The 22,543-nt window shown below is 70.3% G+C and carries 16 protein-coding genes; 6 read left to right on the forward strand and 10 right to left on the reverse strand.

Translation table 11 applies throughout. The features are described from left to right. Positions 1–41: 41 nt before the first annotated feature. Together ACFE65_RS06050 and msrB are read right to left on the reverse strand one after the other, a co-directional pair. Positions 42–728: a haloacid dehalogenase type II gene (locus tag ACFE65_RS06050; protein ID WP_375381447.1), complete on the reverse strand. Its 687-nt coding sequence runs from the start codon at positions 726–728 to the stop codon at positions 42–44. A gap of 29 nt (positions 729–757) precedes the next feature. Beyond that, a complete protein-coding gene (gene msrB / locus ACFE65_RS06055; RefSeq protein ID WP_375381448.1) occupies positions 758–1,207 on the reverse strand; it encodes a peptide-methionine (R)-S-oxide reductase MsrB in 450 nt (149 codons plus the stop codon). A 105-nt stretch (positions 1,208–1,312) separates the two neighbouring features. Here msrB and ACFE65_RS06060 point away from each other — a divergent pair, with 105 nt between their 5' ends. After that, positions 1,313–2,641 carry an ABC1 kinase family protein gene (locus ACFE65_RS06060; protein ID WP_375381449.1) on the forward strand — a complete coding sequence of 443 codons (1,329 nt, stop codon included), beginning with the start codon at positions 1,313–1,315 and terminating at the stop codon, positions 2,639–2,641. A 167-nt stretch (positions 2,642–2,808) separates the two neighbouring features. Here ACFE65_RS06060 and recJ read toward each other — a convergent pair whose 3' ends face one another. From recJ to ACFE65_RS06095, 7 genes are all read right to left on the reverse strand, one after another. Next, a complete protein-coding gene (recJ, locus tag ACFE65_RS06065; protein ID WP_375381450.1) occupies positions 2,809–4,563 on the reverse strand; it encodes a single-stranded-DNA-specific exonuclease RecJ in 1,755 nt (584 codons plus the stop codon). A 170-nt stretch (positions 4,564–4,733) separates the two neighbouring features. Next, positions 4,734–6,065 (reverse strand): carbohydrate porin, encoded by a 1,332-nt coding sequence (locus ACFE65_RS06070; protein ID WP_375381451.1) that lies wholly within the window; start codon positions 6,063–6,065, stop codon positions 4,734–4,736. A gap of 44 nt (positions 6,066–6,109) precedes the next feature. After that, positions 6,110–6,790, reverse strand: a complete 681-nt coding sequence (locus tag ACFE65_RS06075; RefSeq protein ID WP_375381452.1) for a prolyl hydroxylase family protein — start codon at positions 6,788–6,790, stop codon at positions 6,110–6,112. A 104-nt stretch (positions 6,791–6,894) separates the two neighbouring features. Continuing rightward, positions 6,895–7,626 (reverse strand): RcnB family protein, encoded by a 732-nt coding sequence (locus tag ACFE65_RS06080; protein WP_375381453.1) that lies wholly within the window; start codon positions 7,624–7,626, stop codon positions 6,895–6,897. Positions 7,627–7,738: 112 nt separating this feature from the next. Next, positions 7,739–8,302 (reverse strand): (2Fe-2S)-binding protein, encoded by a 564-nt coding sequence (locus ACFE65_RS06085; RefSeq protein ID WP_375381454.1) that lies wholly within the window; start codon positions 8,300–8,302, stop codon positions 7,739–7,741. A gap of 1 nt (position 8,303) precedes the next feature. After that, positions 8,304–8,669 (reverse strand): VOC family protein, encoded by a 366-nt coding sequence (locus tag ACFE65_RS06090; RefSeq protein ID WP_375381455.1) that lies wholly within the window; start codon positions 8,667–8,669, stop codon positions 8,304–8,306. A gap of 1 nt (position 8,670) precedes the next feature. After that, complete coding sequence (locus tag ACFE65_RS06095; RefSeq protein ID WP_375381456.1) at positions 8,671–9,855, reverse strand: acyl-CoA dehydrogenase; 1,185 nt, start codon at positions 9,853–9,855, stop codon at positions 8,671–8,673. Between the two features lie 97 nt (positions 9,856–9,952). Here ACFE65_RS06095 and ACFE65_RS06100 point away from each other — a divergent pair, with 97 nt between their 5' ends. From ACFE65_RS06100 to ACFE65_RS06115, 4 genes are all read left to right on the forward strand, one after another. Beyond that, entirely contained in the window at positions 9,953–10,807 is an 855-nt protein-coding gene (locus ACFE65_RS06100) for an HpcH/HpaI aldolase/citrate lyase family protein (RefSeq protein ID WP_375381457.1), read from the forward strand. A 161-nt stretch (positions 10,808–10,968) separates the two neighbouring features. Then, positions 10,969–13,179, forward strand: coding sequence for an autotransporter assembly complex family protein (locus ACFE65_RS06105; RefSeq protein ID WP_375381458.1), 2,211 nt, complete (start codon positions 10,969–10,971; stop codon positions 13,177–13,179). After that, positions 13,179–17,396, forward strand: coding sequence for a translocation/assembly module TamB domain-containing protein (locus tag ACFE65_RS06110; protein WP_375381459.1), 4,218 nt, complete (start codon positions 13,179–13,181; stop codon positions 17,394–17,396). Before ACFE65_RS06105 ends, ACFE65_RS06110 begins: the two co-directional genes overlap by 1 nt. Before the next feature lie 159 nt (positions 17,397–17,555). After that, the gene (locus tag ACFE65_RS06115; protein ID WP_375381460.1) at positions 17,556–18,497 is read left to right on the forward strand and encodes a right-handed parallel beta-helix repeat-containing protein; all 942 of its coding nucleotides are present in this window, start codon (positions 17,556–17,558) and stop codon (positions 18,495–18,497) included. Between the two features lie 125 nt (positions 18,498–18,622). Here the strand turns inward: ACFE65_RS06115 and ACFE65_RS06120 are convergent, their stop codons facing one another. After that, complete coding sequence (locus ACFE65_RS06120; protein WP_375381461.1) at positions 18,623–20,320, reverse strand: alkaline phosphatase family protein; 1,698 nt, start codon at positions 20,318–20,320, stop codon at positions 18,623–18,625. 74 nt (positions 20,321–20,394) lie between these two features. Here ACFE65_RS06120 and ACFE65_RS06125 point away from each other — a divergent pair, with 74 nt between their 5' ends. Beyond that, entirely contained in the window at positions 20,395–22,473 is a 2,079-nt protein-coding gene (locus tag ACFE65_RS06125; RefSeq protein WP_375381462.1) for a protein-disulfide reductase DsbD family protein, read from the forward strand. The last annotated feature ends 70 nt before the right edge of the window (positions 22,474–22,543 follow it).

A 22,543-nucleotide genomic window follows, 5' to 3' on the forward strand; every position in this document is an offset into this window, starting at 1 on the left:
TGCCGGCATCGACACCCGCCCGGACGATCGATCGCCCGGCGTCAGCAGCCCAGCCGGTCCGCCAGGTCGATCAGGCTGGTCGCGTCCCAGTCCCAGTCCTGCCGCCGATAAGCGTCAGGCGCCGGGGCGCCACCGCGTTCCATCGGCCGATCGACATAGGCCGTCATCAGCCCGCAGCCGCGGGCGGCGGCGAGGTCGCTGTGGTGCGCGGCGACGAGGCACAATTGCCCCGGCTCGATCGCCAGCAGGTCCGCCGTGCGCAGATAGGCGTCGGGCGTCGGCTTGTACGCGCGCGTCACCTCCGCGCCCAGGATCGCGTCCCACACCAGCCCGCCGCGTCGCGCCAAGGCGAGCATCAGCGCGACGTTGCCGTTCGACAGGGTGACCACCGGGAACCGGCGGCGGAGGCGGGCCAGCCCCGCCACCGCGTCCGGCCACGGATCGAGCCGGTGCCAGGCCCGCGACCACTCCGACAGCATGGCTTTGCCCAGCGCGTCCGGGTCGACGTCATTGTCGCGCAACACCGCCTCCAGCATCTCGCGGTGGAGGACGTCGAGCACCACGAACGCGCGCCGCCCGTCGCGGACTGCGGCCATCGCCGGCTGATACTCGACCCGCCACGCGTCGGCGAAGGCGGCCGCATCGATGTCGCCCCGGCCGATCGCCGCCAGATGTCCCGCCGACTCACGTGCGATGCCCGTCCGCCAGTCTACGACGGTGCCGAACACATCGAACGCGAGCGCGGCGGGCTTTACCGTCAGGCGACTTCCTCGACCTGCGGCAGATACGCGCCATAGCCCTGCGCCGTCATGTCGTCACGGTGCACGAAGCGGAGCGAGGCGGAGTTGATGCAGTAGCGCAGGCCACCGCGGTCGCGCGGACCGTCCGGGAATACATGGCCCAGGTGACTGTCGCCGTGCTTCGACCGGACCTCGACGCGCATCATGCCCAGCGAGCCGTCGCGCAACTCGGCGACGTTGGCGGGCTCGATCGGCTTGGTGAAGCTCGGCCAGCCACAGCCGCTCTCGTATTTGTCCGCGGACGCGAACAGCGGCTCGCCCGAGACGATGTCGACGTAGATGCCCGGTTCCTTGTTCTTCAGCAGCTTGCCCGTGCCCGGCCGCTCGGTACCGCTCTTCTGCGTGACGTGGAACTCCTCGGGGCTGAGCGCGGCGAGCGCCTCCTCGGTCTTGCGATATTGCGTCATGGCGATCTCCTTATCGCAAAGATGGTGATCCATGTCGCGCGCGTCCACCGTTGATCCGCCGGCCGGCGACCCCAAGTCGCTGGTCTGCGCAGTTGGAAGGACATGATGGCGGACGACAGTTTCGACCGGCCCGGACGCGCGGTCCCGAGCGGGCGCTTTGCCCGGCTGGGCGCGTTCGGGCGGCTGGCCGGCGGCGTCGCCGGCGGCATGGTGGCGGAGGGCACGCGGCGCATCGCCGCCGGCGAGCGGCCGAGGCTCAACGACCTGCTGCTGACGCCCGGCAACGTCGGCCGCCTCGCCGACCAGCTCGCGCACCTGCGCGGCGCGGCGATGAAGCTCGGCCAGATGATCTCAATGGACGCAGGCGACCTGTTGCCGCCCGAGCTTGCCGACATCATGGCGCGGCTGCGGGACAAGGCGAGCCCAATGCCGCCCGCGCAGTTGCAGAAGGTGCTGGCCGCGCAATGGGGCGCGGCCTGGCGCACCCGCTTCGCGCGGTTCGAGGCGAGCCCGATCGCCGCCGCCTCGATCGGCCAGGTCCACCGCGCGACGACGCACGACGGCCGCGTGCTGGCGATCAAGGTGCAATATCCCGGCGTCGCGGCGAGCATCGACGCCGACATCGACAATGTCGCGACGCTGCTGCGCGTGTCCGGGCTGCTGCCGGCCGGGCTGGACATCGCGCCGCTGCTGGCGGAGGCGAAGCGGCAATTGGCGGAGGAGGCGGATTACGTCCGCGAGGGCGCCCAGCTTTCCCGGTTCGGCGCGCTGCTCGCGGGCGATCCGCGCTTCGTCGTTCCCGCGCTCGACGCCGCGTTCACGACGCCGCAGGTGCTGGCGATGGACTTCGTGCCCGGCGTCGCGATCGAGACGCTGACCGATGCGCCGCAGGACGTGCGCGACACGGTGGCGGCGACGCTGATCGAACTCGTCCTGCGCGAGCTGTTCGCGTTCGGGCTGATGCAGACCGATCCCAATTTCGGCAATTACCGCTGGCAACCCGAGACGCGTCGGATCGTGCTGCTCGATTTCGGCGCGGCGCGGACCGTTAGCCCGGCGACCGCGGCCGCCTATCGGCTGCTGCTGACTGCCGCACTGTCGGGCGAGCGCGACCGGGTGAGCGCGGCGGCGGTGGAGGCCGGGCTGCTCGCCCCTGCGGCGCTCGACCGGCACCGCGCGAGCATCGACCGCATGATCGACGTGGTCCTGCGCGAAATGAACCGGCCGGGGCCGTTCGACTTCGGCGACCGCAGCTTCGTCGGCCCGTTGCGCGACGAAGGCATGGCGATGGCGGCGGACCGCGCGACCTGGCACCTGCCGCCCGCTGACATGCTGTTCGCCCAGCGCAAGATCAGCGGCACCGCGCTGCTCGCCGCCCGCCTGAAGGCCCGCGTGAACGTGCGGACGATGCTGGTGGAGCGGTTGGGGGCCTGAATACACCGAGTTGATATAATAATCCTCCCCGCCAGGGGGAGGGGGACCAGCGAAGCTGGTGGAGGGGGAGGCAGCCGAGATGTTGGCCGTTCCTCCCCCTCCGTCGCCTTCGGCGCCACCTCCCCCTGGCGGGGGAGGATGAAAGGCATTGCTCCCTGCGAAAAGGCTCAGTCCGCCCAGGCGGCATCATCCACGTGCAGCTCCGCCGCCGGGCGGCTGCCCCAGTCGTCGAGCTTCGCGCGTCCCGCGAGCCACAGCCGGCGGTGGCTCGCGCCCAGCAGTGCCTGGCCGAGCGGCGTGTCGGCGTGGCGGAACGCCATCGCCTTCAGGCTGCGGCCGTCGTCGCCCGCGACGATCGCGCGGACGTGGCCGTTGCCGACGACGTCCGCCTTCACCACCCGCACCGGCCCGGCGGCGACACGCGGGGAAGGCCAGCCGGCGCCGTACGGCCCGCCCGCCTCCAGCGCGTCGACCAGCAGCGGGTTGACGCCCGACGGCGCGACCATCGTGTCGAGCAGCAGCGCCCGCGCCGCGCTCGCCCGCGCCACCGCGTCCGCCAGCTTGGCGTCGAGCCAAGCGGCGAACTCGGCCACCTTGTCGGCGCGGATCGTCAGGCCCGCCGCCATCGCATGGCCGCCGCCCGCCTCCAGCAGGCCCTGCTCGCGCGCGGCGAGCACCGCCTTGCCGAGGTCGACGCCCGTGATCGACCGGCCCGATCCCTTGCCGATCCCATCCTCACCTAACGCGATGACGATCGCCGGCCGACCGAGCGCCTCCTTCAGCCGCCCGGCCACGATGCCGATCACGCCGGGATGCCAGCCGTGCCCGGCGGCGACCGCGACCGCGCCGGTCCCGTCGCGCGCAAGCCGGTCCGCCTCCTCCTGTACCAGTCCTTCCAGCCCCCGGCGCTCCTCGTTCAGCCGGTCGAGCTCCTCGGCCAGCGCGCGCGCCTCGATGGGGTCGGTGGTGGTGAGCAGCCGCACGCCCAGATCCGCGCGGCCCACCCGGCCGCCGGCGTTGATCCGCGGGCCGAGCGCGAAGCCGAGATCGGTGCAGGTCGGCGCGCGCGTCAGCCTGGATGCCTCCGCCAGCGCGGCGAGGCCGATGTGGCGGCGCCGCGCCATCACCTTCAGCCCCTGCGCCACGAACGCGCGGTTGAGCCCGCGCAACTGCGCCACGTCGGCGACCGTGCCGAGCGCCACCAGGTCGAGCCGGTCGAGCAGCCGCGGCTCGGCGCGCCCCGCGAAGAACCCGCGCCCCCGCAGCGTCCGCACCAGCGCGGCGGCGAGCAGCCAGACGATGCCGACCGCGGCCAGATGGCCGTGCGCGGCGCCTTCGCCCTCGTCCAGCCGATTGGGGTTCACCACCGAATGCGCATGAGGAAGCGTGCTGCCGCACTGGTGATGGTCGACGACGATCACCGCGACACCGATGTCGCGCGCGTGGGCGAGCGGCTCGAACGCCTGCGCCCCGCAATCGACCGTCACGATCAGCGACGCGCCCTCCGCCGCCAGCCGTGCCATCGCCGGCGCGGACGGGCCATATCCTTCGGTCAACCGGTCGGGGATGTAGGCGCGCGCCTCGATCCCGAGGTCGCGCAGCACCAGCAGCAGCAGCGCCGCCGAGGTCGCGCCGTCGACGTCGTAATCGCCGAAGATCGCGACCGTCTCGCGCGCCTGGACCGCATCGGCGAGCCGCTCCGCCGCGCGATCCATGTCGCGGAAGATCGACGGATCGGGCATGAAGCCGCGGATCGACGGCAGGCGATGCTCTTCCAGCGCCTCGCGCGGCGCGCCGCGGGCGAGCAGCAGTTGCGTCACCAGATCGTCGGGCACCAGCCCGTCACGCGCATCCGCTTCGAGGTGCCGCCAACGCCAGGGTTGGCCGAGGATCGACCGATCGATGTTGAGCGCTGTGGGCATGGGAGCGGCTATGCGCCGATCGTCAGAGGGTTAACAGGGGCTCTCACCTGCACATCGTCACCCCCGCGAAGGCGGGGGCCCATCTCGCGACCATCGTACGCGCGCAAACGGCGGGAGATGGGTCCCCGCCTTCGCGGGGATGACAGGATCTGGCGGGGATGACGGGAACGTCAAATCCCGTAATGCGCGCGCAAGGCGACGACGCTCACCGGGCCGCGGTCGCGGTTGTAGCCGGGGTCGACGATCAACTGATAGTCGAGGGTCACGGTGGCGTGCGTACCGAGCCCGACCGCGTACCACCCCTCGCCGATCGCCTCCGCGCCCGGATGCGGTAGCTGGCCATCGCCCACAAGCACCCCGAGCCCGCCCGCCGCGAGATAGCGCCGATGCTCCGCCGAGATGCCGTTGACGATCGCGGCGAGCCCGATCCGGTCGCCCGGGCGCCCCCACCCCTTGCCCGCCAGCACGCCGCCCGCCTGCACGGTGCGGTCGATGTCGGTGAAATCATACGGCTCGATGCTGCCGTCCGCTATCCCTGCGCGCGCGAACAGCCCGAGCGTGTCGCTCACCGCCTGCTCGCCGTTGACCGAGGCGCCGACCCGCGTCCGTGGCCGGCGCGTGAGGCTCGGATCGGGTGCCTCGCCGGTCGCCGCCGCCAATGCGAGCGCGTCGGCGAAGCTGCTGAACCGGCCCCGGTTGCGCCACAGCGTCAGCCGCACCGCGCCCGGCCGGCCGTTCAGCGTGTGGCGATGTTCCACCTCCGCATCGATCTGATACTGGCCGAAGCCGGTTTCCAGCGTCTCGCCGTTGGGCACCTTCGACAGGTCGAACGCGCCGAGCCGCCACGTCCACGCGCCCCGGTACCATTCCGCCGCGACGCCGTAGCTGTAGCCCCAAGCGTCCGCTGCGTAGTCGAAGCTGCCTGCGTCCACCGCCGACCAGTTCAGGAAGTCGGCGCGCGGATCGTGCGCAAGGGCATTGGTGTCGAACACGTCGCCGACGCTGAATTTGCCCAAAGTCAACACGATACGATCCGATGTTCGCGAACCGCCGAGTTGATTCGCGACGCTTGCCACCGCCTCGCGTGCGCCGCCAAGGTCTATCGTCTGGCGGAAGAACAGGCGCTGCAGGCGAAGGTATGGCGCCGACTTGCCCACCTTATACGCCTCGGCGCTCGGAAAACCCGCGGCACCCAGCGTGTTCGACAGGCCGAACCCCTGGTCGATCTCCGGGTTCGCCCACAGCTCGGCCCCATGCCACGGCGAGGCACCGACATAGGCGGTGACGTCCACCGTCTCCTTGGCCTGATCGGGCGTCAGGCTGTTGGGGCCGTCGTATGGATCGCGGAAGCCGGGCGTCGCCTGGCCGACGAAGGTCGCCTGGCCATGGATCGCGATCCGCTGATCGGCGGGCAGCGGCGCCGCGTCCTGCGCGCGCGCGGCCACAGGCGCGGCCAAGGCGATGAGCGACGCCATCGCCGCCGCAGTGCCATAGCCCGTCATGTTCCGTCGCCCCTTGATCGCCCGGCTGTCGCCCCGCCGACGCGCTACTTGATCCAATGGCCTTCGCGAAACCATTTGGTGATGATGTATTTGACGCCCTCGATCACGGGCATGCCCTCGTGCAGCGTCAACTCGTTGGGACTGCCATCGGGTTTCATGTTGTTCCACGCGAGCAGCAGGCCACGCTGCGGCGCGATCTTCACCCCCGCCTGCGGGAACCAGGTAGCGCCGCCTTCCTCCACGTCGTTAAGATAGATCATCGACGTCCAGGTGCGCTGACCACCGCTCTCCATCATCCGGGGCCAATAGCTTTCGCCCTCGTGGAAGAAATCGTGGTGAGCGCGGAAATGCTGTCCGGGAGCGTAGCGCTGCCCCTGCATCGTCTCGCCATGTTCGGGCGCGAGGCCGAGCAGCGCGGCGATCGCCTCATCCGTCGGCCGAACGTCCGGCGACCAGCGATCCATGTCGCAGCTCTCGCTGGTGCGGAAGGTCGCGTCGCCCCTGTCGGACAGCAACGTCGAGGGCCGGCGGCGCGCGTCGATCATCGCGACCAGGCCGGCGCAGCTCGCCTCGTCGAGGAAGTTCTCGCGATAGTAGAATTGCACGTCTGGTACCGCGACCTGGGTGACGGCCGGGTCGGCCTCGAGCCTTGCGGCCACCGCCGATCCGGTGAGCCGGCGGGTGGGCGAGGGGCGACCGGTGGCGATGGTGCGGGCGAGTGCCATGGCCGCTTCCTGCCGTGCGCCACGCAAAAGACAAGAGGGCGCAGGATACGAGGGGCGAAGGGGTCGGACACGGCCTTCGCCGCGCCCGACCCCTTCCGGAGCGATCAGTAGAAGATGCCGTACACGCCATCCACCACGGCGCCGCTGCGCAGGTCCACGAGCAGCGCGTCGTTATAGTAGCGCACCCAGCGGAACGGGCCATAAGCCGGCGGCAGGCGATAGGCGTACGGATCGGCGATCCAGTAGCTGCGCCCGAACAACGCCGCGTTCAGCGACACGCCGACCGAGAACCGGCGATAGCCACCGTGCCAGCCATAAGGCGCGGCATAGCGCGGCAGGGCGAAGGCGCGGCGGTTCTGCTGGCGATATCCGTTCCAGTCATAGCGCCGGTCCTGCCGCCAGCCGTTGTTCCATCCGCCGCCCTGGCCACCGCGCGGACCGCCGTAGCCCGGCCCGCGATAGCCGCCGTTGCTGCCCTGGCCGGCCATGTAGCCCTGACCACCACGGTTGGGCTGGTTGCCGTACTGGCCACCGCCTTGACCGCCGCGGTAGGCGCCCGGCTGGCTGTCGGGGCCGCGCTGGCCATCCGGACCGCCGCGATAGCCCTGCTGCCCGGCTTGTGCCTGGGGCTGGCCACCCGGTTGACCCTGACCCTGCCGATTGATCGGCCGGCCGTTCGCGTCGCGCTGATCGGCCTGGCCGTCGTCGCGGCGGCCGTCCTGACGGTCCTGCCATCCCGAGCCCTGGCCAGCACCGCTTGCCTGCGCCACCATCGGCGCCAGCATCGATGCGGCCAGCAGCGCCGCCACACCCGTTCTGGTGATCGTCCTCGCCATAATCATCACTCCCCGTAAATCGGCGTCGCTCGTCGAAGCCATGCCGCACTAATGCCCGAGCCGCGCTGATCGATGCCTGAACCGGTGCGTCAGCGAAACGACAGCTTGGCCGTCAGCGGGGACGGGCGGGCGGTGAGAGAGCGGGCGGCGAGAGGGCGGGCACCAGCCGCGCCGCCTCCGCCGCATCGATCCCGGGCCGCGCGCCAATCGGCAGCACCTCCTCGCCGCGCGCGGCACGCGCCGCGTGGCCGATCGCGTCGACCAGGCGCGGGTGGATGCCGCAGCGGCACAGGTTGGTGATCGCCGCACGGATCTGAACCTCGCTCGGGCTGGCGTTCTTCCGCAGCAGCGCCGCCGCCGCCATCACGATGCCGGGGATACAGAAGCCGCATTGCGGCACGCCGGCGGCGATGAAGGCGAGTTGCACCGGATGCTCCCGCTCGCGCGACAGCCCCTCGATCGTGGTGACCTGGCTCCCTTCGATCGATCCGATCGGTACGCGGCACGATCGCACCGCCTCGCCGTCCACATCCACCGTGCAGGCGCCGCACTGCCCGGTGCCGCAGCCATATTTGGCGCCGGTCAGATTCGACGCGTCCCGCAACGCCCACAGCAGCGGCGTCGCCGGGTCCATCCGATATTCGACCGCCTGGTCGTTGACGGTGAAGCGGGTCATCTCAGCTTATTGGCTGTGCGAGCATGAACCGGTGGCCATCGGGCGTCCTCAAACCGATTTCCCGGAAGCCCCATGGGCGATCCGTTAGGGCGAATAGCCGCTCGACGCTGGGTCCGATCTGTCGAACCAGCGTCTCCACATCGTCGACGACGATGTATGCGAAATAGCTGTGGTCGCCGATCGCCGCTGCCGCGGGCGCGTTGGGGCAGGAACCGAGCCTGATCTCGCAAGCGCCGCGCCGCACGAAACGCCAACTCTCGATCGCGAGGGCAAGCTCGAACCCCAACTCGTCAATCCACCAGCGGGCGCTGGCTTCTGCATCGGGAACGGCGAGGACGAACGCGGTAGATGCGATCGTCACGGCCATTTCAGAACGCCGCGATGCCGGTGATCGCGCGTCCGAGGATCAGCGCGTGGACGTCGTGTGCGCCTTCATAGGTGTTGACCGTCTCGAGGTTCATCAGGTGGCGCATCACGCCATATTCGCCCGAGATGCCGTTGCCGCCGTGCATGTCCCGCGCGACGCGAGCGATATCAAGGGCCTTGCCGACGTTGTTGCGCTTGACGATCGAGACCATCTCGGGCGCGAACTTGCCCAGGTCCATCAACCGGCCGACGCGCAGCGACGCCTGCAGCCCCAGCGCGATCTCCGTCTCCATGTCCGCCAGCTTCTTCTGGTAGAGCTGTCGCCCCGCCAGCGGCGTGCCGAACTGCTTGCGATCGAGGCCATATTGGCGCGCGGCGTGGAAGCAGAACTCGGCCGCCCCCAGCGAGCCCCAGCTGATGCCGTAGCGCGCACGGTTGAGACAGCCGAACGGACCCTTGAGGCCCTGGACGTCGGGCAGCAACGCGTCCTCGCCGACCTCGACCTCGTCCATCATGATCATGCCGGTGATCGACGCGCGCAACGACAGCTTGCCCTCGATCTTGGGCGTCTCGAGCCCCTTGGCGCCGCGTTCCAGGACGAACCCGCGGATCGCGCCGCCGTGCGCGTCCGACTTCGCCCAGATCACGAAGACATGCGCGATCGGCGAGTTGCTGATCCACGTCTTCGCGCCCGAGATCACATAGCCGCCCTCGACCTTGCGCGCGCGCGTCGTCATGCCGCCAGGGTCGGAGCCCGCGTCGGGTTCGGTCAGCCCGAAACAGCCGATCCACTCGCCGGACGCCAGCTTGGGCAGATACTTGCGGCGTTGTTCTTCCGATCCGTAGGAGAAGATCGGGTACATCACCAGGCTCGACTGGACGCTCATCATCGAGCGGTAGCCCGAGTCGATCCGCTCCACCTCGCGTGCTACCAAGCCATAGGCGACGTAGCTCGCGCCAACGCCGCCATATTCCTCCGGGATCGTCGGACCGAGGAGGCCAAGCTCACCCATCTCGGCGAAAATAGCGGGATCGGTATGCTCGTCGCGGAACGCGGCGACGATGCGCGGCGCCAGGCGATCCTGTGCATAGGCCTGCGCCGTATCGCGCACCATCCGTTCGTCGTCCGTCAGCTGATCGTCAAGCAGGAACGGATCGTCCCATGAAAAGCGCGCCATGCCGGCCATCGTCGTATCTCCTTGCGATATCCCGCATCCGCTTCTCCGCGTCGAAAGTCCAGTATGGTGATTGCCCGCCGTCGCCGAGCAGGGCACGCGTGCGCGGATGACCGTGATCCGCCCCCGCCGCAGCGCGCTGTTCCTGCCCGCCTCCAACCCGCGCGCGATCGCGAAGGCGCGCGGGTCGGCCGCCGATGTCGTGATCCTCGATCTGGAGGATGCCGTCGCTCCCGAAGCGAAGGTCGAGGCGCGCGCCGCAGCGGTCGCCGCCGCTCAGGAGGAGTTCGGCGGGCGGGAGGTGGTGATCCGCGTCAACGCGCTCGACACGCCCTGGGGCGCGCATGACCTCGCGGCCTGCGCAGGCGCGGCGGATGCGGTGCTGGTGCCCAAGATCGCGGGGCCGGATGACGTCGGCCAGTATGACGCGGCGCTGGCGGGTGGATCGGCGGCGTTGTGGGTGATGATCGAGACCTGCCTCGCCATCGCGCGCCTTCAGCCGATCGCGGACCGGGCGCGCGATACGCGGCTGTCGGCGCTGGTCGTCGGCGCCAACGACCTCGCGCTGGAGATGCGCGCGCGCCCCGGGCCGGCCCGTGTGGAGCTGATGCCGCTGCTGGCGCTCACCGTCGCCGCCGGCCGGTCTCGCGGGCTGACGGTTCTCGACGCCGTCTGCAACGACTTCAACGACCTGGACCGGGTTGCTGCCGAATGTTCGCAAGGCCGCCGTCTCGGCTTCGACGGCAAGACGTTGATCCATCCCGCGCAGATCGACGCCGCGAACGTCGCGTTCGCTCCGGATGCCGAGGAGGTCGCGACCGCCGCGCGCATCGTCGCCGCGTTCGCCGATCCGGCCGCGGCGGGACGGGGCGCGATCAAGATCGATGGCCGGATGGTGGAGCGGCTTCATCTGCTGGAGGCCGAGCGGATGCTCGCGCTGCATCGCGCGGTAACGCCAAATTAAGGCTGATCGTCTTAGATCGGCCACTAACCTGGCTTGCTTGCGGACCATGCTCGAAGTCGGATAACAGCGTGTCGGTGTGCGGGCGTCGAGGCCATCGGCGACCGGAGATTGCGCCAGGCGCGTGGTGATCCGAAGACGGGGACCGCGACAAGGGGTTTAGAGTGACAGGTTCCCACCGGCGGCATTACTGGCTCGCGATCGCGCTGGCATCCGCCGGAGCGGCAGCGACCCATGCCCAGCTTGAGCGGCCCGGCACCGGCCCCGCCAAAGGTCCCGATGCCCCGTCCCCCACGCCGACCCCGACGGCCACTGCGGCGACCGGTGCGGTGCAGGCAGGCGCGCCGATCGTGCCGGATGCCGAGTTCAACGCCGCGCTGCCGCCGCTGAGCGGGAACCTCAACGCTCCGCTCGAGCCGATGAAATTGCCCACGGCGCCGGCCACGCCCGCAGCGTCGCCGACTTCGAGCGCTCCGGCGAGCACGACGCCCGCCGCGCCGACCGGTGCGGCGACCGCCGCGTCCGCCACCCTGCCGCCGACCGGGACGGGCGATCCTCAACTCAACCAGCCGCTGACGCCGCTCGCCAGCTACAGCACCGTCCCGCTAGAGACCGCCGCCGACGTCCGCGACAAGGACGCGCCCAAGATCCGCTACGACACGCAGATCCTCGGGCTGGACGCGGTCAATCTCAAGAGCCGGTGGCAGGCGCTGTCCGCGCTGCGGAACGGGCACGGCAAGGCGGACAATGCGACTCAGGTCTCGGCGCGCGCCAAGGAGGACGAGGCGCTCGCCGTCCGGCTGATGAAGTCGCTCGGCTATTACGACGGCACGGCGACGTCGGTGATCGAGCAGACGCCCAAGGACCAGAAGGCGACGCTGACCGCCACCGTCACCGCCGTTCCCGGCACGCTCTACAAGCTCGGCACGGTCACGGTGACCCATGCCGCGACGACGCCGGCGGACCTCGTCGAGCATAATCTGCCGATCCACACCGGCGACCCGATCCAGGCCGACCGCATCGAGGGTGCGGAGGCGAACGTCGCGCTGGTCCTGCCGCAACAGGGATATCCGTTCGTCAAGGTCGGTGATCGCGACATCCTGCTCGACGAGCAGACGTTCCGCGGCGACTACACGCTGCCCGTCGACACCGGACCCCGCTCGTCGTTTGGGCAGCTGACCACGACCGGCGACGACGTGTTCGGGCTGCCGCACCTCAATGTCTTCCCGCGCTTCAAGCAGGGCGACCTGTACGACAGCCGCAAGCGTGACGACCTGCACGACGCGCTGGTCGCGACCGGGCTGTTCTCGTCGATCTCGGTTGAGCCGCAGCAGACCGGGCGCACCAATCCCGACGGCACGCAAGCGGTGGACCTGCTGGTACGTCAGGTGCGCGGGCCCGAGCATTCGCTGGCGGCGCAGGCAGGCTATGCGACCGGGCAAGGCTACAGCCTGACGGGAAGCTATACCGACCGTAACCGCTTCCCGGAGGAAGGCGCGCTGATCCTGACCGGCATCGGCGGGTCGCAGGAGCAGGGCGCGTCGGCGACGTTCCGCCGCTCCGACGCGGGTCAACGCGACAAGACGTTCTCGGCGATCCTGTCGGTGGATCACACCAACTACAACGCCTTCAACGCGTTCACCGCCACCATCTCGGCGCGCTGGAGCTATGTGTCGACGCCGATCTGGCAGAAGAAGTTCACCTATTATTACGGCGGCGAGATCGTCGGCACCAACGAGAGCGTCTATGACTATGCCCTCGGCGATCGGACGCGGCGCAACTACCTGATCGCGGCGTTGCCGGTGCAGGTGCAGTTCGATACGTCGGACAGCCTGCTCAACCCGACCCGCGGCTATCGCCTGGCGCTGACCGCCAGCCCGGAGACGAGCGTGCAGGGCGCGGTCAGCCCCTATGCGCGGCTCCAGCTCGACGGCAGCTATTACCAGCCGCTATCGTCCAGCCTCGTGCTGGCGGGCCGGGTGCGGGTCGCCTCGATCCTCGGCATCTCGCGCGACGACCTCGCGCCGTCGCGGCGCTACTATGGCGGCGGTGGCGGATCGGTGCGCGGCTATGGCTATCAGCGGCTCGGGCCGTTCGATCCGCAGGGCAATCCGGTCGGCGGGCGCAGCCTGGAAGAGTTCTCGATCGAGGCACGGTACCGGTTCGGCAATTACGGGATTGTGCCGTTCTTCGACGGCGGCAACGCCTATGAACAGAGCACGCCGCAGTTCGGCGGCTATCGCTATGGCGTGGGCATCGGCGGGCGGCTGTACACCAACTTCGGGCCGCTGCGGATCGACGTCGCGACGCCGCTCAACCCGCGTCCGGGGGACGGCAAGATCGCGCTCTACATCTCGATCGGGCAGGCGTTCTGATGGCGAGCGACGCTCCCGACTATCCGGCCGCGGCACCGGCGCAGCGCCCGTTGTGGCAGCGTATTCTGAGATGGATCGGCATCGCGCTGCTCGCGATCGTCGTGCTGCTGCTGGTCGTTGTGTTCGGGATCGATACCGGGCCGGGGCACCGGCTGCTCGCCGACCAGATCGGCAACTACAACACCGCCAGCGGCCTCAACATCAAGGTTGGCCGGATCGATGGGTCGATCTACGGCCGCATGTCGCTGCGCGACCTGCGCGTCAGCGATCCCAAGGGCGTGTTCGCGACCAGCCCGGAGCTTGATGTCGACTGGCGCCCGTTCGGCTTCATCCGCAACCACGTCGACGTGCGCGACCTGACCGCCGGCCTCGTGACGCTCCAGCGCAACCCGCAACTGAAGCCGACGCCGCCGAGCCCGCCGGGCACGCCGACGCTGCCCAACCTCGACATCGACGTGAACCACCTGCGTGTCGACCGGCTGGTGCTGGAGGCGCCGGTCGCCGGCGCGCGCCACATCGCCCGGATCGAGGGCAGCGCCCACATCGCCGACCGGCGCGCGCAACTGCTGGTCGACGGCCGCGCCCTGATTGCGCCGGGCGTGGCGGGCGGCGACACGCTGCACCTCGTGCTCGACGCGGTGCCGGACGACGACAAGCTCAACATCAACGTCAAGCTGAACGCACCGGCCGGCGGCGTCGTCACGGGCCTCGCCTCGCTCACCAAGCCGCTCTCCCTGTCGGTCGACGGAAGCGGATCGTGGAAGGCGTGGAACGGCAAGCTCATGTCCACGCTGGGCGGCGGCAGCCTCGCCGACCTGACGCTTCAGGCACGCAACGGGACGTTCGACGTCACCGGCCTGACGCATCCCGGCCTGTACCTCGCCGGCCCGGTCGAGCGGCTGACCGCGCCCGGCCTGTCCGTGAACATCCACACCGCGCTCCAGGACCGCAAGGCAGACAGCCGCTTCTCGTTCAAGTCGGACGCGCTGGCGGTGGCGGGCAACGGCCTGATCGACCTCGCTACCTCGCGTTTCTCGAACTTCAAGGTCGGTGCGGACCTGCTGACGCCGGGCGCGGTGGCGTCCAACCTCAAGGGCCGCAACCTGCACGCGGAGCTGGCGCTGAACGGCGCGTTCCGTACGCCGACCGTCGACTACAAGATATTGGCGGACCAGTTGCTGTTTGGCACGATGGGCGTCGATGGCGTCTATGCCGAGGGCCGCGCGACGGTCGACTCGAACCGCATCCTGCTGCCGGTCAACGCGCGGGCGAGGCGGATCACCGGGCTGAACGCCGCCGCCGGAGGCCTCGTCACCAACGTCGCGATCCAGGGCGACGTCGCGATCAACGGCGCAACGATCCTGTCGGACAATCTGCACCTCCGCTCCGACAAGATCGACGCGACCGCGATCATCGCCGCCGACATGAAGACCGGCCGCTACACGGGCGCGCTGAAGGGCCGGATCAACGATTATCTCGTCAACGGCTTCGGCGTCATCAACCTTCAGACCGACGCCCATCTGGTGACCGCGCCCGCCGGCGGCTTCGGCATCACCGGCCGGGTCGCGGCACAGACGGTGAAGATCACCAACACCGGCGCCAAGACCTTCCTTGGCGGCAATGCGGTGGTGAGCACGGACATCGGCTATCTGCCGTCGGGCGTCATTACCTTCCGCAACCTGCACCTGTCCGCGCCGCAGTTCCGCGTGACGCAAGGTCAGGGGCAATATGATACCAAGGGCGGCATCCTCGTCTCCGCCGACGCTTACTCGACGCAATATGGCCCGCTGACCGCGCGGGTGACGGGGACGGCGACCGACCCGGTCGTGGTGCTCCACGCCGCGCGGCCGGGCGTCGGCGTCGGGCTCGTCAACCTCGACGCGCGGGTCGTCGGGCGGGGCGGGGCGTATCAGGTCAATGCGACCGGCGGCACCACCTACGGCCCGTTCACCGCCGACGTGCTGGTGCGCCCAAGCCCGACGCTCAGCGCCGACATCCACCGGATCGTGTTCGCAGGCATCACCGCCAACGGCCATGTCGCGGCGACGAACGCCGGGCCGTTCGCCGGGCGGCTGGCGTTCGTCGGCTCAGGCCTGACGGGCAACGTGCTGATGGGGGCGCAGGGCAAGTACCAGCGCGCCGACGTCGCCGCGCGGGCGTATCAGGCGCATGTCCCGGGCCCGACCGGCTTCACGCTCGGCCGCGCGATCGTGAACGCGAGCTTCGTCAACTATCCCAAGGCGCCGCAGATCGTCGCCGACGCGCAGGTCGCCGATCTGCATTACGGCCCCACGGTGGTGCAGACCGGCCGCATCAAGGTGAACCACGTCGGCGGCCATGGCACCGCGCAGGCGCTGCTGAACGGCGCGAACAGCGGTGCGGCATTCCGGCTGGCCGCCAACGCGCAGCTGTCGCCGACCGATTACCTCGTCGCGCTGCAGGGCCTGGCGAACAACATCAACTTCCGCACCGGCAATCCCGCTCGCATCCATGTCGCGGGTGGACAATACCGCCTGCTGCCGACGCAGATCGTGTTCGATCACGGCGCGGCGCGGGTGGCGGGCAGCTATGGCCACGGCCTGACGGCGCAACTGCGGCTCGACACGCTCGACCTCGCGGCCGCCAACGCGCTGATCCCCAACCTGGGCGTCGGCGGCACCGCGACCGGCAGCCTCGACTTCACCCAGGCGACGCCGACCGCCTTCCCGACCGGAAACGCGCGGGTGACGGTGACAAACTTCACCCGCACCGGCCTCGCCGCCACGTCCGAGCCCGTCGACATCGTCTTCGCGGGCGATCTCAGCCAGGCGGGTGCGCAGGCCCGCGCGCTCGTGAAGCGCAACGGCACGCCGGTCGGGCGGCTGGTCGCCAACCTCCAGCCGATCCCGGGCGGCGGCTCCTGGTCGTCGCGGCTGCTCGCCGCGCCGCTGTCGGGTGGCATCCGCTACAACGGGCCGGCGGGGGTGCTGTTCAGCCTCGCCGCCCTGCCGCAGCAGCAGCTCGCCGGCGCAATCGCGATCGCCGCGGACTTCGGCGGCCGCGTCCTGGCGCCGCAGCTCAACGGCCTGATCCGCGCCGACAACCTGACATACGACAACGAGACCTATGGCACGCGCCTGTCCGCCCTGCGCATCGGCGCGCGCTTCAACAACGATCGGCTGACGCTCGACACGCTGACGGCGAAGGCGGGTGACGGCACGATCCAGGCGCAGGGCACCGTCGGGCTGGCGGCGGCGCAGGGCTTCCCGATCGACCTGACGGCGACGCTCAGCAAGGCGCAGCTCGCCAAGAGCGACTCGCTTGGCGCGACCGCGTCCGGGCAGATCCACGTCACCAAGAACCTGTCCGGCGGCCTGATCCAGGGGACGATCAACGTCGAGAACGCCCGCTACGCCATCATCCGCCAGGGCACCGCCGAGGTACCCGAGCTGACCGGCGTCCATCGCAAGAGCGACATCGGCAAGACCGCCGCGACCGGCCCCGCTCCGGCGCCCGCGGGCGTGTTCAAGCTCGACCTCCACCTCGTGGCGCCGAGCCAGGTGTTCGTGTCGGGCATGGGGCTCGACTCGGAGTGGAAGCTCGACATGCACGTCGGCGGCATGTCGTCCGACCCGCAGGTCACCGGCCGGCTGGAGGTCGTGCGGGGCACGTACAGCTTCAACGGCAAGAAGTTCGAGCTGAACCGCGGCATCGTCACCTTCCACGGCGGCGCGCTGGCCGATCCGGATATCGACATCCAGGCAACCGTCGCGACCACCGACATCACCGTGATCCTGAACATCACGGGCACGGGCCTGCATCCGCAGATCGCCTTCACCTCGACGCCCACGCTGCCGCAGGACGAGGTGCTGAGCCGGCTGCTGTTCGGCACGTCTCCGGGGAACCTGTCGGCGATCCAGGCCATCGAGCTGGCGTCCGCGCTGAACGGCCTGCGCGGATCGAGCGGTGGCGGGTTGAACCCGCTGGGCAAGCTGCGCTCGGCGACCGGGCTGGACAAGCTCACGCTGGTGAGCGCGGATGCGACGACCGGTCAGAAGCAGGGGCTCGCGGCGGGCAAGTACATCACGCGCAACATCTATGTGGAGATCGTCACCGACGCGCGTGGCTATACCGCGACGCAGCTGACGATCGCGCTGACCAAGGCGCTGAGCCTGCTGTCGGCGGCGGGCTCTCAGGGTGGCTCCAACGCGGCGGTGAAGTACCAGAAGACCTACTGACCGGACGATCGGCGGCCTTCGTGCGTCGCCGATCGTACCGCGGTGGCACAGACGAGGCGCGCGGCAACCATCCGACACCCGTCGAGCCAGCGTTAACCGCCTTTCGATCTAGGCGTGGCCCGATCCAGTCCGCAGGGGTGGGGCGAAAGGATCGCCACCATGCGCTACCCGCTCCGTCTGCTCGCCCCGTCCCTCCTGGCGCTCGCCGGCCCGGTGGCCGCACAATCCGCCGGCGCTCCGTTCACCGTCGCGGAAACGGGGCAGGGGTTCGGCACGCTGCAGGACGCGGTGAGCTCGATCCGGCTCGGCACGGGCACGATCCTGATCGCGCCCGGCACCTACCATCAATGCGCGGTGCAGAGTGGCGGGCGGATCACCTTCCGCGCGGCGCGGCCCGGCAGCGTCGTGTTCGAGGGCACGGCGTGCGAGGGCAAGGCGGTGCTGGTCCTGCGCGGCGCGGAGTCGACGGTCGACGGCATCGTCTTCCGCGGTATCCGCGTAAGCGACGGCAACGGCGCCGGCATCCGCACCGAGATGGGCGACCTGCACGTTGTGAACGCAATGTTCCTCGACAGCCAGGAGGGCATCTTGGGCGGCCAGCCCACCAACCAGCGGATCACGATCGACCGGTCGACCTTCGCCGGGCTCGGCCAGTGCGACAAGAGCCCGAGCTGCGCCCATTCGATCTACCTCGCCAATCAGGGCCAGGTGACCGTCACCCGGTCCCGGTTCGAGCGCGGGCGGGGCGGCCATTACGTCAAGCTGCGCGTGCCCAACGTCTCGATCACCGACAACAGCTTCGACGACACGCGCGGGCACAAGACCAACTACATGATCGACCTGTCGGAAGGCGGCACCGGCCTGATCGCACGCAACACCTTCGTCCAGGGCCGCGACAAGGAGAATTGGACCGGCTTTGTCGTCGTGAGCGCCGAGGCGAAGACCTATCCCGCGACCGGCCTGCGGGTTGAGGACAATATCGCGAGCCTGGCACCGGGCGAGACGCGAAGCCCCGCGTTCGTGGCGAATGCCAGCCGGGACCGGCTGGCGGTGGGTGCGAACCGGCTGGGGGCGGGCGTACGGGCGTACGAGGAGCGGTGAACGAGGTTAGACCCCCCGCGTCGTCACCCCGGACTTGTTCCGGGGTCCAGGTGTGTATGCGCTCAACGCCGTTTGGACTCGCACGACGCTGGACCCCGGCACAGGGCCGGGGTGACGGATCGTAATCAGGGACACGTGCTCGCCGGCCCCGGATCGAGGTCCAGGCACCGCCCGTCGAGCCCATGTACCGGCAGCCGCAGCAGCGCCGCCAGCGTCGGCATGATGTCGACCGTCTCCACCGACAGCGGCTGTTCGAAGCCGGTCATCCCCCGGCGCCAGAACAGGATCGGCACCCGGCGGTCGTAATCCCACGGGCTGCCGTGCGTCTCGATGAAACCGCCGTCGGGATCGCTGATCGGATTGACGCGGGGCGCGGTCAGCACGACGAGGTCGCCCGAGCGCAGCGGGTCGAACGAGGCGCGGGCGCGCTGGATCAGCGTCCACGTCTCGAGCGGGCCCGACGGCGTGGGCGTCGCGGCGACCTCCGCGCGGGTGAAGGCGGCGGCGATTTGCGGTGATGCGAGGTAACGGCGCCTGGCCTCGACCAGCACGCGCGCACGGGTGGCCGCGGGCAGGGACTGGTCGATGAACATGTCCTGCTCTGCCGACAGCAGCACGGGCCCTGTCAGATGCAGGTCCGCCGCGATGGCGCGACCGATCGCCTTGGCCTTCAGGCTTGCCGACAATCGCGTCTCCGTCGGCATCGCGCGCTCGACCTGCCGTTCGGTGAAATCATGCGCACCGTGATCGGCGGTCAGCACGACCTGATAATCCAGCCCCTCGCTGTCGAGCTCGTCCATGAACGCGCCGATCGCCTGGTCTAGCTGCGCCACCTGGATGCACATCTCGGTGCCCTGGTTGCCATAGGTGTGGCCGATGTAATCGGTCGCCGACGCGCCGATCGCGATCAGGTCGGGTGCGGCGCCGCGGCCCAGCCCCTGCGCCTGGATCAGCCCGGCCGCGAGCGCGAGCACGGACGCGTCGGCGGCGGGGGATGCGCGGAACGCCTTGACGTCGCCGGCCACCCGCGCGAACCGCCCCTGGCCATAGTCGTGGCCGGCGACCGGCGTGTCGAGGTCCGACGTGCGGCAGAAGCCGGGCAACGGCAACGGCGCCTGCGGGGCGGCGAGGAGCGCGGCCGTCGCGGCGTTGGCACGCGTCACCACGGCGGGCGTCGCGCGGCCGGCATAGGTGACGAAGGCATGGCCGTCCCACCACCACAGCTCGTCCACCTTGTGGCCGCCCATCATCACCGCCGCGCGATCCTTGCCCGCGACGGAGACGACGCGACTGGCGGGATTCGCCGCCTTCATCATCTCGCCCAGCGTCGGCACGCGGAGATGCTTGTCGGAGACGGTGTAATGCTCGTGATCGCTGCCGGGCGCGGTCTCGTCCTCGGCGCAATAGACGAGCTTGTCGGCCCGGGCGGCGGACTGGTCGACCCAGGTGTTGGCGACGATGCCGGTATGCTCGGGCCGCATGCCCGTCAGGATGGTCGAGTGGCCGGGGCACGTCTCGGTCGCCGCGTGCGACTGGTATCCCGACGGGAACACCGCCCCGGTCAGCAGCCGCGCGAGGCCACCGGTATAATGGCCTCGGTGCTCGGCGAAGAGGTCGGCGGAGAATTGGTCGACCGAGATCACCACCGTCAATCTGGGCGGCGTCGGCGGATACAGCGGGCCGGGAACCGGCGCAGCGGACGTCGCGGGCGGCTCGACCGCGCGCATCTCGGGCGTCACGGCTGGCGAGGCGACCGTCTGCGCGATGGCGGGAGCAGCGAGGAAGGCGGTGGCCAGGAGCGGAGCGAGTCGGGTGCGGAGCATGGCTTCCTTCGGGGTCGGTGCGGGCTGGGCGGGCTGCCCGTGCAAAGCGCGCGAGCGGCGTCTATGCAAGGGAGATGAGAACGATCCTCCGCCTCCTGCTGCTGCTATGTTGCGCGACGATGACGCTGGTCGGGGTCGGGGCGGGGGGCGGCGCCGGCCGCGCCGGCGCTGACGCACTGCCGCCGCCGGGCGTCCAGCATCTTTCGATGCGGCTGGTGGCGGAGAGCAGCCACCCGCGCGCCGGCGGCGCGGTGACGCTGGCGCTCGACACACGGCCGCAGCCGGGCTGGCACGGCTATTGGCAAAACCCGGGCGACGCGGGCTTCCCGGCGACGCTGACGTGGACGCTGCCCAAGCGGGAGAGCGCAGGCCAGCCGGTCTATCCGGTGCCTGTCACGCTGCTGGTTGCCGGGCTGATGAACTACGTCTACGAACGGCCGTACGCGCCGCTGGTGGAGCTGACGGTGCCGGCGGGGCTCGCGGATGGATCGCCGCTGCCGATCCGGCTGCACGCGAGCTACCTCGTCTGCACCACGTCGCTGTGCGTGCCGGAGGTGGCGGACCTGTCGCTCGACCTGACCGTGGGGGACGGGTCGCTCGATCATCGCGCCGAGTTCGACGGCTGGCGCCAGGCGATCCCCAAGCCGCTGGGCGGCACGGCGACGTGGCAGGTTGGGAAGGACGGCGCTCGGCTCGCGATCCCCTATCCGGCCGCGGCACCGCTGGCGGACGCGTATTTCTTCCCGGTCACGCCCGCTGCGATCGACTATGCCGCGCCGCAGAGCGTCACGCGCGATGGCGACCGGCTGGTGATCGCCGTCAAGCCGGGCGCGAAGGCCCGAGAGCTAACAGGGGCCGCGATCGACGGCGTGCTGCGGATCGCGGACGGGCGCGGGCTCGCGGTCCACGCCGTTCCCGGCGCCATCGCGGTATCCGATGCCACCGCCGGCGCCGCACACGGCTGGGCCGCCGCGCTGACGGCGTTCGCCCTGGCGGTGCTGGGCGGGCTGATCCTCAACGTCATGCCCTGCGTCTTCCCGATCCTGAGCCTGAAGGCGCTCAGCCTCGCGCGCTCGGGCACGAGCGCCAGCCATGCCCGGCAGGAAGCGCTCGCTTATACCGCCGGGGTCGTGCTGGTGTGCTTGGGGCTGGGCGCGATCATCCTGGCCTTGCGGGCGGGCGGCGCGACGGCGGGCTGGGCGTTCCAGTTGCAGGACCCGCGCACCGTCGCGGTGCTCGCGCTGCTGTCGGCGGGGATCGCGTTCAACCTGGCGGGGCTGTTCGAGCTGCCGACCCCGGCGGTCGGCAACATGGCCGGGCCAGACAGCAAATGGGGCGGCGCGTTCGCGACCGGCGCGCTGGCGGCGATCATCGCGACGCCCTGCACGGGCCCATTCATGGGCGCGGCCTTGGGCGCGGCGCTGGTGCTGCCGTGGTTCGCCGCGCTGGCGGTGTTCGCGGGGCTGGGCCTCGGCCTTGCGCTGCCGTTCATCGCGATCGGCTTCGTGCCCGCGCTGCGCAGCCGCCTGCCCAAGCCCGGCGCCTGGATGGAGACGGCGCGGCACATCCTGTCGGTGCCGATGTTCCTGACCGCCATCGCGCTCGGCTGGGTGCTGGGGCAGGAGGCGGGGGTGGACGCCTTCGCTTTCGCGCTGGTGCTGGCGCTACTGCTCGCGCTCGTCCTGTGGAGCGTCGGCGGACGGCAGCGCAAAGGGTATGCGATCGGCATGCCGCTGGCGCTGGGCAGCGCGGTCGTCGTCGCGCTGGCGGTGTTCGCGCTGCCGCGCTCGACCACCCACGCCGCGACGGTGGCGAGCGCGACGGAGCAGCCTTTCAGCGAGGCGAAGCTCGCGGAGCTGCGCGCCGCGAAGAAGCCCGTGTTCGCCTATTTCACCGCCGACTGGTGCCTGACGTGCAAGGTCAACGAGCGCGGCGCAATCGCCGACGCGGGCGTCCGCCGCGCGTTCGACAGCCATGGCGTCGTCACGCTGGTGGGCGACTGGACGAACGGCGACGCCGCGCTCGGCCGCTTCATCCAGGCGCACAACCGCGCGGGCGTGCCGCTCTACCTCTATTATGCGCCCGGCGCCGCGGAGCCGCAGGTGCTGCCGCAGGTGCTGACCCCCGGCACGCTGGAGGCGATCGCCGCCTGAGCCAAGCCCTCTTGTGCGCCGCGGCGAAGCGCGCCAGCATGGAACCGAGCCGGTTTGGAGGACGTATACA

This window comes from uncultured Sphingomonas sp., assembly GCF_964237335.1.
In the GTDB taxonomy this organism is placed as follows: Bacteria; Pseudomonadota; Alphaproteobacteria; order Sphingomonadales; family Sphingomonadaceae; genus Sphingomonas.